Below are 12,374 nucleotides of genomic sequence, written 5' to 3' on the forward strand. Positions count from 1 at the left end.
TCGGCGTACTGCTTGGTATTTACCCCTTGGAAGTCGAAGCACTGAAGGCGGGACATCTCCAGGCTGTCTTCCACATTGTCGAAGACGGAGTGATAAACGCCGTGCCCGGTCCACTTCGCCATGTAGCGGTCGAGATGCTTGGGAAGAGTGAGGTTTGAGAGTCTCCGCATCGCTTGCGGAAGGTTGTAGATGCCTTTGACCGACTTGAATACCTCGTCGTCATCTTCAGGACCAATCGCCGCCCCTGAATTGGTAAGCAGGAGCTTGATGAAGGAGTGGAGAAAACCGATGTTGGTTTCAGTTGGTTCGAGTGCGAAAGGGTTGATGCGGGGACCGTTCCTTCCGACCCGCTCGATGCGCCCTCCATACAGCTCAACGACGCTCTCGTAGCTGCCGCCGATGTCGAAGATGAAGGTGAAACCACCGTATTTCTGCTCCAGGCTGAGCATTTGGCAGGCGTTTACGCTTTTTCCACTACCCGTTGGACCGATGATGAGCTGGACCCTCACGCCATTAACGTAGGCATCCTGGAAGTAAGGGGTCCTTGTTCGCGTCTCAAAGATGTTCAAATACTCGGCGTCAAGATCGTCCGAACGAACGTGGCCTAGGTTCGGAGCGAAGATGCTCGACAGGCGCGCGTGATGGTCTTCCCGCAGCCAAAGCGGATAGACATTGAACTGCCGGTTGCCCGGGAACATCGCGTAGAAAGCGGAAAGATTGCCGTAGGTCTCTTCGATGATTGGAGCGCGCGCATCCACAAAGAGACGATGGACAGCGGGCGTTGCATCACGTAGCTCAGCTGCTGTACCTGCGGAGAGCAGCAACCGGAGCGCATAGTCGCCCTGGCCCAGTTTGTCGAGCGATGAGACAACCTCCGCGAGGCTGTCCACATTTCCCGTGACAGCTTTGGCGGTCGCGCTTGTTTCGAGCGGTGCCGTATTCTTACCGCTCATCAGACGCTGGATGGGCGAGTGTTTGAAGAACTCCAGAAACTTCTCCTGGCTCGTTACCTCCTTAAGCGTGGCGCTGTCAGTTTGTGGCCGCCAAACCGAGCACAGGATGCTGTCGCAATCGAGCTCCATCAGGTTCGTGAACAGACACGGGCGAGAGATCTCAGGTGTGTTCGTCAACGGGAACATCTGGACGTAACGACGTCCGATGCGAAGATGGTCGCGATGCCATTCCACTGGGGATTGAACTATCTGTCGGTCAATACCCGCGTCAGAGCGCAGACGAACGCCCGATGACCACTCTTCAAGGTTGAACATGTAACTGAAGAACTGAAACGCTTGTTCCTTGCCCAGAAGTTTCAGACCGATCGCATCGCTCAGATGTGACTCTAGGATCGTTGCTGCCTTTTCGAGTTCAAGCAGCCGTCGGTCTATTACCGTCCTCTGTTCCTTTGGCTTACGAGCTAGCGGATTACCGGTATCGGGCTCAATTGTGAGGCACCAATGCAGGTCGACGCGGCGGAAGCGGGCCGTCTTATCCAGGAATGCGATTCTGTCGCTCACAAAGGATTCCGTCGCTGTGTCGGGGTATCTCCCCTGCCGGGGCAGATCGAAACCAGCCCTTACGCGGGCGTATTGGTACAGGCATGAGTCCTGTGGCAGACCACGCAACGAAGCTTCAACACCCCGCACGCGGACATCAAGATCCTCGTCGGTGCGGCTCTCGGCATCTATTCCATCGAGCGAGAACAGGCAACCGTAACCGCCGCCCTTGAGCGCGAAGATGCTGTCCCCAACAAAGTGTGAGATCGGTACAATGCTGCTCGCTGCTCCTGCCTTCGTAAACCACGGTGCGTTATCTGCGCGGGTCATAGTAGCTCCTCTGCTTCAGACTCAGAGACCAGAGTTGGAACATCTTTGGGTGCTTCCGGACCACCAGCCATGCTCCAAGCAAGAGTGCGGGAAAGCTGAAGATGGCAAGCCATTTGAAACCGGCGAGGAATACCGTCACCGTAACGAACACAATGGACATCCACGCTGACAGTTCGAGACCTAATTTGGTCCTGGGTCGATTCAGTGCGCCATTGATTGGGGACGGAATTCCTCGCCTTATCATGTCGATGTACCTCCTACATCGACTGCCCGGTCAGTGAGCCGATCCAGCCGGCACCCCAACCGAGCACTCCGGCGCCAAACAGCGCACCGAAGAGCCCTGGGATAGCATCTTGAAATCTCCCACTCATCATGCGGATTCCGGCGAAGATCAAACCGCCGAAGCAGATGACCGCCCCCGCGTAAGTTGCGAAAGTTTTGAATGAGCCCATGAGCGTTGTGGCCCCAGAGAAGTCCATCGTTCCCTGGGCATGAGCAATGCTTGTGACTGTGAGCGCGGCGAGCGCCGGCCACATCACACGCGTGGCGCGGAACAGTTTACGTTTCGAAAAAAGTCGGGCCAATCGCTTGGCAAGGCGGGCGGTACTGCGGGAGATCACTACTTGGCTGCTGCGTATCATCGGCACCTCCATCGACTGGTCTCAGTCGGGAATATGTCGTGATGATTGAGCCTGTCCTCCGCCCTCGTCCAATACTTGTTATCAATCGGGTGATTGATCTGATTGATCGGCGTCCTCCGTGAAGGCCGTTTCAGCTGAGAAGTGTGAGTTGAGTGGGCTTGTCTTGCGGCGCTTCAGAGGCCCGTCCGAGGCTCGTGGAGGCCGCCTGCTTTCCGTTTTTTCTGAGCTGTCGTTTGAATCTACGAACCAGGACGGGAAGCGTTTTTGGATGACGTTCTTGGTGGTAGATCAATACGGTATCTACTGTCCAATTCACACCGGCGATCGGACGAGTCGTCAACTCGCTCTCAAGCGTTGATCCTTGTCGAATCAGAGCTAGCCCGTAGCCTTCTTTCACGAGAGTTTGCATCTCGTTCGGATGCGATGCTCGGGAATGCTCCTCGAGTTCGACACCGGCATTTCGGAGCAATTCAAGGAGCCTAGCGTGAGCCATGGGATGTCGTTGCGGGTGATAAAGGATAGTGAGATGTTTCTGCAAATCCAGCGTGGTTAAGGCATTTTTCGAAGCCAGAGGATCATCTTTGCGCAGGCAAACGACGAGGCGATCACATTGGATGTCCTCGACCCGCAATGCCGCGTGTTCAATCGGGCGGGTCACGATTGCGGCATCGAGCACGCCTGCCAATACATCTTCTACGAGCGGCATCGTGTCGTCTCGCTCCGGACGAACGGCACAGCTTGGCAGAAGCTCTCGATGCATTTTGCAGAAGCTTTGAAATAGAGTTTGATCCGCGAGAGGAGAGCACCCAAACCTCACTGAGGTGATCGCCCTACGCTCGATTGCAGCCAGAGCCTCGAACGCCTCCTCTCTTGCCTCCAAGACTGACTTCGCAATGAATTGGAAGGCAACGCCGGTATCGGTCGGCTTGATGCGTCCATCTTTTGCCTTCTCATACAGGCGAACGGAGGCATTTTCCTGAAACTGTTTCGCCTGGATGCTCAGGTTGGGTTGCCCCGTGTTGAGTTGTTCCGCTGCCGCGCGAAATCCCCGCAGTTCCAGAATCGTTAGCAGGTATCTGAAGTGTCGAAATTCGGCCCAATCATACATAGTCCAACCGCCTCAATCATTGGAAATCCAACTCTAATTCGGCGAACAAAAGTTCGTGCATGAAGTCCGATTCTTCCGGTGATTTTGGCAAACGAGGGCACCGATAACAACAGAAATAGTGCAATTTGGCCAAACTTACTGCACATCAAGCGAAAAAACACGAAGTTTCATCTCGCCCGATCAATGAAATGAATCACCCGATTGATAGCAAGTATTGGACAGCATGCCGCAGTCGAGCGACGCTAGATATATTTCCCGATATGAATTCGAAAGCGCGCTTCTGAGTTGGCTGAGCTGGAGGTCACTGTGAGGAACCGATTAGCCGTGGAGTCAAAACTTGTAGAGCATCTTGGAATCAGCTCAGGCAGCCGCAAGGCTATATTAAGCGGTTCGGATGAAATTATTTTTTGGCGGCTGCCAGAGGTGAAAGCGGTGACAGGGCTGTCGAAGTCGAGCCTTTATGAGTTGATCCGAGCGAATAATTTTCCTTCGCCTGTCCACCTGGGAGCACGCACGGTTGCATGGGTTGCGTCCGAGGTCAAACAGTGGGCAGCTGAACGCATCCTCAGCTCAAGAACCCCTGCGCCTAGTGTCGGCAGCAGGCGGATGCCCCAGGGTGCTCTTCCGGCACAATGGGCGTCGAAGAAGTGGGCTTAGGCTGTCAACGCCCGTCTTCCTTTGGCGAGCTGCGCGTCCAAATAATCTGCCCACCACTGCATCATTTCCGCGCGCTGCTTTAGGTATTTCGCGTGGTTGTAGGCTGCAGCCACTTTGTCCCGTTTCATGTGGGCAAGCTGCAATTCGATGTGTGCTTCCTCGTAATCGTTCTCGTGAAGAATGGTCGAGGCCAAGCCGCGGAATCCGTGGCCAGTCATCCGGCCCTGATATCCAAGCCTGTAGAGCGCGTAAAGGAGGGTGTTGTTGCTCATGGGCTTCTTCTTATCCATGGCTCCTGGGAATACCAAAGCGCCATTGCCAGTGAGCAATTTGAGAGCTCGCAGCACGGCCACCGCCTGATGTGACAGAGGAATGATGTGAGGTGTGTCCATCTTCATCCGTTCAGGCGGGATTATCCATCGCGCCTGGTCTAAGTCGAACTCTGTCCACGGGGCCTCGATCAGTTCGCTTGTGCGAGGAAAGCAATAGGCAAGAAGCTTGAGTCCGAAGCGAGTGAGCGCGTCCCCGTTGTAGTCATCCATCTTGGCCAGCAATTCCGGCAGGTCCTTCTCGTCGACTCGCGCGAAGTTCTCAGTCTTTGCTGCGGCCAAGATGTCTCTCGGCCTAAAGTCGGCAGAGGGATTCCGGCTTGCAAGATCGCGGGCGATCGCAAAGCGAAAAATCTGTCCGATCGATTGATGTGCTCTCTTGGCGACATCGCGAGCGCCTCGCGTCTCGATCGCAAGCATGATGTCGCGAACATGGCCTGTTTGAACGCCGTCAATGGGCAAGTGCCCGATGACGGGGAACACATCCGCTTCAAGACGGTTCATCAAGATTTCTGCGTGTCTAGGCGACTTGCCAATCGACCACCAAGTCCACCACTTGCGGGCGACCTTCTCAAAACTGCTGTCAGCTTCACGTTCGAGGGCCTTGACCTCCTGTTGCTTTGCTTCCGCCTCAGCTTTGCGTTCGGCCATCGGGTTGACGCCCGTGGCCAGCAGTTTCTTCGCAGCATAGTGAAGCCCGCGCGCGTCCTTCGGGCCGACGAGTGGGTATTCCCCGAATGTCATGTTCTTTTCTGCGCCATCAAACCGATAACGCCACAGCCAAGACTTTCCACCCCATGGCTGCACGAGGAGACAAAGCCCACCACCATCAGCCAATTTGTATTTCTTGTCCTTCGGCTTTGCGTTCTCGATTTCCTTGATTGTCAGTGCCACGGCGGACCCTCCATAGCTGGGGTTTTTCTTTCCCCACACTTTGGCTCATCCTACCCCACATTTTTCCCCACAGGAAAGTCTGGGTGTCCTCGGACGTTCCCGCACGCTCACACACGCATTTAAGACGTAAGTAGCTGTAAAACAACAACACCCTCGCGTGCGAGGATGTTTGGGGAGGTGCGAGGAAGTTCAGGTTTTAGGTGTTTTGGTTGCCCCCCAGGGATTCGAACCCCGATCGAGCGAGTCAGAGTCGCTAGTCCTACCATTGAACGAGGGGGCAATGCAGAGTTGTGCGGGCCGCGAGGTGCTCATCACAGCCACTAGCTAGAGTGTACGAGGCATTGGGCTTAAGGTCAACGCGCCGCGATCCACAGACGTCACTCCACCGGCAACTTTGCTTTGTACCCATCGCGCGCGATGATGGAGTACTTCACCGACTTGCCTTTCTCATCCACCATCTTCAAGGGATGTCCTTCATTGTCAACCAATAGCACCTTGATCTTGCGATAGGTCCCGTCCGGCTTCGTATTCGTTGGCCGGTACGTCAAGACGTATTGGTTGCGAATCGAGTCGTTGATCTGCGCAAACACATCCGGCAGTTCGCCCTGGAAGATGGGACTGAAACTAAGGCCGCCGGTCATCGAGGCGAAGGTCTTCAGTTGGTTCTGTGCCTGGAGGTAGTTCATGTCGCGAATGGAACCGCCAATGCCGCCCCGGCCGCCGTATAGTTCGTTCTGGAACGCTCCCGTTCCAATGGTGAAGATGGTCACATTCGGAGTCGCCTTCACCTTGGCGAGAATCTTGTCCAAGGTCAACTTCGAAAAAGTATCTCGGCCTGAACCGATCAGGATGATGTACTTCCTTCCCTCAATGCGGCTCACACGGTCGAGCGTCTCGTAGAGCGCGTCGAAGGTATTCGTATCGCTAAAGCCCGGAATGGTCAGGCTCTGCAACGCTTGTCCGAGAATGTCCTTGTTGTTCGTGAAGTCGTTCAGGATATGGGTCTTCAGATCAAATGTGACGACTGCGATGTAATCATCGGGCCGTAGAGACCGAAAGAAGCTATAGGAGGCGTTTCGCATGTCCTGGATGTATCCCCAGTTGTTGGCCGCGAACTCAAGCAGCATCACGGCGGTGATGGGAGTCTGGGTCATGCGGACGGTGTCTACCTTCTGCTCCACTCCGTCTTCCAGAACGAGAAACTGTGCGGGCCTAAGCCCGGGGACAAACTGCTTGGTCTTATCCAACTGGACGCTAACGTCGAGTGACACCAGAGGATTGTCGACGCGCAGGTTGTAGTTCGCGCCATTCGGATTCTTGATCTTCTCCTCAGCCGGGGCTGCTGGCGGGGGCGGCTCTTGCGCATCCTTCTTCTTCTTGATGACCACGGGGCCATTATCTGTTTGTGGTCCACCCTCGTCGGGCGCAGGCTGCTGCTGTTGTGCCGGGACGGTAGCGGGAGTCGACGTCTGGGCCTGCCCGGCCTGGGGCAGAGGAGACAGGGCTGCGAGAAGAAGCAGATAGCGGAACTTCATGATGAAAACTGTACCTCACGCGTCGTTACGAGTGCTGCTTTGCCTATTGTGCATCGTTGCAGCAGCTTTGAAGTAGGGATGATCTAGTCTGTAGATGTGAGACGAATCCGAATGAGCCAAACCCCAGAACATGGAAGGCCGTGGCTCCGCCTGCTGATCTGTTTGACGTTCCTTGCGCCTGGTTTGGTAACGGGCAGCTCCGCTCAGTCCGCAAATCCTTGCAGCAGCTCGATAGTTCCACCCTCTCCCCCGGCAACCACCATCGTCTTCCCTCTCTCGGAGGTTCGTCGCGGTCTGTGCGGCACCGCCTATACGGTCTTCGAGGGAGTCAACCCCGAACCCATGCAGGTGGAGATCCTTGGCTTGCTGAAGAACTCCCGCGGTCCGGGCCAGGACATGATCCTTGCGCGACTCCACGGACTGAAGCCGGAGTACACGGGCGTAGTCGCCGGCATGAGCGGCAGCCCTGTCTACGTTGAAGGCAAATTGCTGGGAGCACTGAGCTTCCGTATCGGCCAATTCAGCAAAGAGCCAATCGCCGGAATCACCCCGATCGCCGAAATGCTCGCAGTTCGCGACGGAGCAACAACGGTGGCTGCGGGGACTGAAAAAGCAGCCACTACGCCAACCCTCGGTGGCGCATCGGCGACGCCCATCGAAACACCGCTGGTCTTCAGCGGTTTCTCTCAGGAAGCCATCGACCGCTTCGGCGACCGATTCCGCGCTCTCGGACTTAGCCCGGTGATGGGGCTCGGCTCCTCTGCAAGCGATCTCCCTCAGCCCGAACCTATCGTGCCGGGATCGGCGGTCAGCGCAGTCCTGATTCGTGGCGATCTCTCCATGGCCGGGACCTGCACTGTCTCTTACGTCGACAAGTCGAGCCTTCTCGCCTGCGGCCACCCCATCACGCAGTTCGGCCACATCTCGTTCCCGATGACGAAGGCCACCGTACTGGCGACATTGCCATCTCCCCTGAACGCCTTCAAGATCATCACCACCACGGAGACAGTGGGCCAGTTCACGGAGGATAGAAATGCCGCGATCGAGGGGCGTTTCGGTGAGACAGCGCACATGATTCCGGTAGAAATCGAAATTACCGGCGACCCCGCCGCGGAAGGCGGCGCTGCACCAAAGAAGACTGTTCAATTTGAGGTCGCGGATAATAAGGAGCTGACTCCTTCGCTCATGTTGGTCTCGATCTTCCAGAGTCTGCAGCAGAATAATCTCGCCTCAGCCGAGGCCAGCTATCGTCTGTCTGGAGAGCTAACCTTGGAAGGGGAACGCCCGGTACAACTTGACGCGCTGGTGTCCCCAAACGAGTTGAATCCGGCGGCGATCAATGCTGCTTTATATGTCAATGAGCGATTTTCCCGGCTCTATGGAAACGCAACGACAAAGCCGGTGATATCCGGTCTGCATCTGACGTTGTCGTCCGTCGGACCGACCCGCTCCGCGACTTTGGAAGGTGTTCGCCTGAGCCGAAACGACGTTCGTCCCGGAGATTCCATCGACTTGGAAGCTACCCTGCGTCCGGTGCGTTCTTCACCAGTAATTCTCCGCCTGTCAGTCAGGATTCCGCCCGGGACCGCGCCCGGCGACTTGCGCCTTGTTGTAGGAGATAGCGCAACGGCGGACAGAATGAGTCTGCCCAATAGCGTTCAGGGACAAAATATCTCGCTCGCCGATGCTGTCACCCAGCTAAATCGAACGCACGCGAACCACCGCGTCTATGTCACTCTACTGACACATGACGTCCAGACCTCGCTTGAAGGCGGGACGATAGGAATGGTGCCGCTCTCCCTGGCAAACGTCTACGAGTCGCAGCGATCGGAACAAAAGATTCAGCTGAATGGCGAAAGCGTGGAAGAACTGGGTTCGGTCGAGGGTGGATTCGCTATCAGCGGGTCACAGGTTCTTACGTTGAAGGTAAAGTGATTGATGGCGCTGCTGATTGCCGAGGTCCGACCTGTAGGCTGAAGTCCGCAGGGAATTCCACCGGGCCGGTGTTGTAGCATCAGAACATCTGGGCCTGAGAAAATACAGCGCACAAGAAAGTCGGGAACAGAAACATGAAACAGATCCATGGTCTGGCCGTGCACGCGGCCGGGGCCCAGTTGTTGGCCTATAAATACGGCGTTGAAGAGATCGCGCCAAACGATGTCGAAGTCAAGATCTCTCACTGCGGCGTCTGCCACAGCGACGTCCATCTGATCGACAACGATTGGGGCATCAGCAAATATCCCTTTATCCCCGGCCACGAGATCGTTGGCGTCATCACTGAGATCGGAAGCTCCGTCCGTGATCGCAAGGTCGGTGAGCGTGTCGGCATCGGCTGGCAGGCAGATAGCTGCGGCATCTGCGAATGGTGCCGGCAGGGCGACGAACATCTCTGTGCCCTGTCACAGCCCACCTGTGTCGGTCGCAATGGCGGATATGCGGATGGCATCCGCGTCAACTCACGGTTTGCCATTCCCGTTCCTGAAGTTCTCGAGAGTGAGAATGTCGCTCCCCTCCTGTGTGGCGGAATTACCGTCTATGCTCCGATCCGCAATCATGGCATCCGGCCATCGTCGCGCGTCGGTGTCGTTGGCATCGGAGGTCTCGGGCATATCGGACTCCAGTTCGCCAAGGCTTTCGGCGCAGAGGTCACAGCCTTCTCCACATCGAAGGACAAGGAAGCCGAAGCAAAGTCGCTCGGAGCTCATCACTTCGTGAGCACACGCGATACCGGAGCCCTCAAGAAGGTCGCCGGATCATTCGACTTCATCCTGTCGACTGTCAGCGCCGACCAGGACTGGCCCGCATACATTGCTGCGCTTCGTCCCAAGGGCACTCTTTGCGTCGTCGGAGTTCCTCCGAGTCCGATTCAACTTCCAGCCTTCGGCTTGATTGCCGGACAGAAGGCCGTAGCCGGCAGTCCGATAGGAAGTCCGCGCGACCTGCACGAGATGCTGGACGTTGCAGCAAGGCACGGCGTGAAGGCGATCACCGAGCGCTTCCCCATGGCCAAGGCAAACGAGGCCATCGCAAAGGTAAAGAAGAACCAGGTCCGCTATCGCGCGGTGCTCGGAAACTAAGCCGCTTCAACCTCTCAAGACACAAAGGGAACGTCAGCGATTGCTGACGTTCCCTTTTTCTTTGCTCGCCCTATCCTCGCCCCCGCTTCCGCTTTCGCTTAGACTCGAAAGACGATGATGCGACGGATGGCAGCAGTTTTAGCGGTATGTGCAACCTCACTTGGAACACTGTCCGTGCAAGCCCAGGGGACGAAGCTCTGGACGCAATCGCGTTATGAAGAGTTCGAGCGAGGAACGGCGGATGGCGTCGCGATCCGCAACGACGGACGCCTTGAAGTGGCTCCTGCGAAAAAGCTTCTGTACACCACAAGCGGAAATTACATCTGGTCCATCGCATCCGATGCCGCTGGCAACGCCTTCCTTGGCCGCGGCGGTACGTCTTCCGGCTCTGCGACGATCACTCTGGTTAAGCCAGATGGCAGCGCCGCCGACATCTTTACCGGCAAGGAGATGGCTGTCCAGGCTATCAAGTCCACGTCTGAAGGAACGATCTTTGCCGCGACCTCACCGGACGGCAAGGTGTATCGCATTGACGCGCCCAAGGCTGCAGCGACCGCGAAGGTCATCTTCGATCCGGCTGAGACCCAGGAGAAGCCGAAGTACATCTGGGATATCGCGACGGGCAAAGGCGGCGAAGTTTACGTCGCGACCGGTGCCCCGGCAGTGGTCTACAAGATCTCTCCCGGCAGCAGGCCCGCAGTTCTCTTCAAGACTTCAGATCAGCACATCCGCTGCCTCCTGCTCGCCCCCGACGGCACACTCTTTGCTGGCAGCGACGGCGCGGGCGTGATCTACAAGATCGACACGACCAAGTCCGACGCCAAGCCCTTCGCGCTCTACTCCGCCGCTCGCCGAGAGATCACTTCCCTCGCGCTCGATTCCGCAGGCGCTCTCTACGCCGCCGGAGTCGGAGCGCGCGGAGCCGTCCCCCTGCCCAATCTTCCGGTGAGTGGAGCATCGGGAATATCGATCACCTTTGTTCAACCCGGATCATCGACCGCAGCAACCTCCAGCACGGTCATTCCTGACGGCTCCGAGATCTACAAGATCACCTCTGATGGTTCACCGTCAAAGCTGCTGACCCTGAAAGACGACGTCGTCTACGCGCTCACTTTCCGGAACGGAAGTCTTCTCGCGGCGACCGGCAATCGCGGCCGCATCTATCGCATCGACACGACCGTAGCCGGACGCTGGACCGACATCGCCCATCTCGACGCCACGCAGGCCATGGCCTTTTCTTCGTCTCCGAACGGCCTTCTCGTCGCGACGAGCAACAGCGGCAGGCTCTTCCAGATCGCGGACGCGGGAGCTTCAGATGCAACCTTCATCAGCGCCGTCTTCGATGCGCAGATCTTCTCCCGCTGGGGTAGATCAGAACTGCTGCCAACGACGGCGAGCAGCGATCTTGACTTGTATGTGCGGAGCGGGAACGTCGAGAACCCCATCCTCGGCTGGAGCGATTGGATCAAGGCCACGCCAAACTCTGGGGGCACGGGCGCTCCACCAGCGCGCTACATCCAGTGGAAGGCAGTCCTGCGTGGCCCCGCCGCTATCGACTCCGTCAGCCTGAGCTACCTCACTCGCAATGTAGCTCCGGTAGTGGAAGAAGTGGTCTCCCAGCCCGGTGCCCGCGTCGCCGTCGTCCCACCTACACCAAACCTCACCGTCCAGGTGAATCTTGCGCCAGGCACGCCCACGACCTCGCAAATCGAGAACGCCGCTACCCCGCTCACCGCGCAGAAGGACAAGACCGCCGTCACCGTCCGCTGGTCTGCTCGTGACGACAATGGCGACGATCTGGTCTTCAGCGTCTTCTACAAGGGTGAAGGCGAGCAGAACTGGCGATTACTCAAAGAGAAGATCACAGATCGCTTCTACAGCTTCGACTCTTCCCTTCTCCCCGACGGCACCTATTCCGTGAAGGTCGTGGCAAGCGACCTGCCAGCCCACTCTCAGGCAGATGCGCTGTCAGGCGAGCGGACCAGCGAATACTTCGTCATCGACACCACACCGCCAATCCCCGGCACATTGACCGCAACGATCGAAGGCAAGAACATCCACGCTCGATTTGAAGCGAAGGACACAATCTCGCCTATCAGCCACGCTGAATACTCTATCGACGCCGGCCCTTGGCAGTATCTCGAACCCTCGGGCGGCATCTCGGACTCGCTCGCGGAACATTATGACTTCCTCGCCCCTATCCCGCCGCCAACCACCGCAGTCGTCGATGCCAAAGAGCACGTAATCGCAATTCGCGTCTACGACCGCTACGAAAATGCCGTCACCGCGAAGGCGATCGTTCGATGATCA

10 protein-coding genes and 1 tRNA gene are annotated in these 12,374 nt (G+C 57.1%); 4 read left to right on the plus strand and 7 right to left on the minus strand.

Going from position 1 to position 12,374, the window contains the following annotated elements; all coding sequences use genetic code 11:
- From HDF16_RS21455 to HDF16_RS21470, 4 genes are all read right to left on the minus strand, one after another.
- On the minus strand, positions 1 to 1,823 hold a 1,823-nt coding region (locus HDF16_RS21455), incomplete at its 3' end, for a VirB4 family type IV secretion system protein (RefSeq protein ID WP_184221484.1).
- Positions 1,807 to 2,067 (minus strand): VirB3 family type IV secretion system protein, encoded by a 261-nt coding sequence (locus tag HDF16_RS21460; protein ID WP_184221487.1) that lies wholly within the window; start codon positions 2,065 to 2,067, stop codon positions 1,807 to 1,809. The genes HDF16_RS21455 and HDF16_RS21460, both read right to left, overlap by 17 nt.
- A gap of 13 nt (positions 2,068 to 2,080) precedes the next feature.
- The gene (locus HDF16_RS21465) at positions 2,081 to 2,464 is read right to left on the minus strand and encodes a TrbC/VirB2 family protein (protein ID WP_184221825.1); all 384 of its coding nucleotides are present in this window, start codon (positions 2,462 to 2,464) and stop codon (positions 2,081 to 2,083) included.
- Positions 2,465 to 2,594: 130 nt separating this feature from the next.
- A complete protein-coding gene (locus HDF16_RS21470) occupies positions 2,595 to 3,572 on the minus strand; it encodes a LysR family transcriptional regulator (RefSeq protein WP_184221489.1) in 978 nt (325 codons plus the stop codon).
- Between the two features lie 324 nt (positions 3,573 to 3,896).
- On the opposite strand from HDF16_RS21470, the gene HDF16_RS31625 reads away from it, so the two are divergent.
- On the plus strand, positions 3,897 to 4,229 hold the full coding sequence (locus HDF16_RS31625; protein WP_432432263.1) for a helix-turn-helix transcriptional regulator: 333 nt from the start codon (positions 3,897 to 3,899) through the stop codon (positions 4,227 to 4,229).
- Here HDF16_RS31625 and HDF16_RS21480 read toward each other — a convergent pair.
- From HDF16_RS21480 to HDF16_RS21490, 3 genes are all read right to left on the minus strand, one after another.
- On the minus strand, positions 4,226 to 5,452 hold the full coding sequence (locus HDF16_RS21480) for a phage integrase central domain-containing protein (protein ID WP_184221491.1): 1,227 nt from the start codon (positions 5,450 to 5,452) through the stop codon (positions 4,226 to 4,228). The genes HDF16_RS31625 and HDF16_RS21480 overlap by 4 nt on opposite strands.
- Positions 5,453 to 5,658: 206 nt before the next feature.
- Positions 5,659 to 5,732: transfer RNA gene (locus HDF16_RS21485), tRNA-Gln, on the minus strand.
- Positions 5,733 to 5,829: 97 nt separating this feature from the next.
- Entirely contained in the window at positions 5,830 to 6,987 is a 1,158-nt protein-coding gene (locus tag HDF16_RS21490; protein WP_184221493.1) for a VWA domain-containing protein, read from the minus strand.
- A gap of 111 nt (positions 6,988 to 7,098) precedes the next feature.
- Between HDF16_RS21490 and HDF16_RS21495 the strand changes: the two genes are divergently transcribed.
- The 3 genes from HDF16_RS21495 to HDF16_RS21505 all read left to right on the plus strand — a co-directional run bounded on the left by HDF16_RS21495 (position 7,099) and on the right by HDF16_RS21505 (position 12,371).
- On the plus strand, positions 7,099 to 8,922 hold the full coding sequence (locus HDF16_RS21495) for a SpoIVB peptidase S55 domain-containing protein (protein ID WP_184221496.1): 1,824 nt from the start codon (positions 7,099 to 7,101) through the stop codon (positions 8,920 to 8,922).
- A gap of 134 nt (positions 8,923 to 9,056) precedes the next feature.
- Positions 9,057 to 10,064, plus strand: coding sequence for an NAD(P)-dependent alcohol dehydrogenase (locus tag HDF16_RS21500; RefSeq protein ID WP_184221498.1), 1,008 nt, complete (start codon positions 9,057 to 9,059; stop codon positions 10,062 to 10,064).
- 126 nt (positions 10,065 to 10,190) lie between these two features.
- Positions 10,191 to 12,371: a hypothetical protein gene (locus tag HDF16_RS21505; RefSeq protein WP_184221500.1), complete on the plus strand. Its 2,181-nt coding sequence runs from the start codon at positions 10,191 to 10,193 to the stop codon at positions 12,369 to 12,371.
- The last annotated feature ends 3 nt before the right edge of the window (positions 12,372 to 12,374 follow it).

This window comes from Granulicella aggregans (assembly GCF_014203275.1).
Lineage (GTDB): Bacteria > Acidobacteriota > Terriglobia > Terriglobales > Acidobacteriaceae > Edaphobacter.

Coding starts and splice junctions, on each gene's coding strand:
- HDF16_RS21495 (WP_184221496.1), top strand. CDS start 7,099: ATGAGCCAAACCCCAGAACATGGAAGGCCGTGGCTCCGCCTGCTGATC.
- HDF16_RS21465 (WP_184221825.1), bottom strand. CDS start 2,464: ATGATACGCAGCAGCCAAGTAGTGATCTCCCGCAGTACCGCCCGCCTT.
- HDF16_RS21505 (WP_184221500.1), top strand. CDS start 10,191: ATGGCAGCAGTTTTAGCGGTATGTGCAACCTCACTTGGAACACTGTCC.
- HDF16_RS21460 (WP_184221487.1), bottom strand. CDS start 2,067: ATGATAAGGCGAGGAATTCCGTCCCCAATCAATGGCGCACTGAATCGA.
- HDF16_RS21490 (WP_184221493.1), bottom strand. CDS start 6,987: ATGAAGTTCCGCTATCTGCTTCTTCTCGCAGCCCTGTCTCCTCTGCCC.
- HDF16_RS21500 (WP_184221498.1), top strand. CDS start 9,057: ATGAAACAGATCCATGGTCTGGCCGTGCACGCGGCCGGGGCCCAGTTG.
- HDF16_RS21470 (WP_184221489.1), bottom strand. CDS start 3,572: ATGTATGATTGGGCCGAATTTCGACACTTCAGATACCTGCTAACGATT.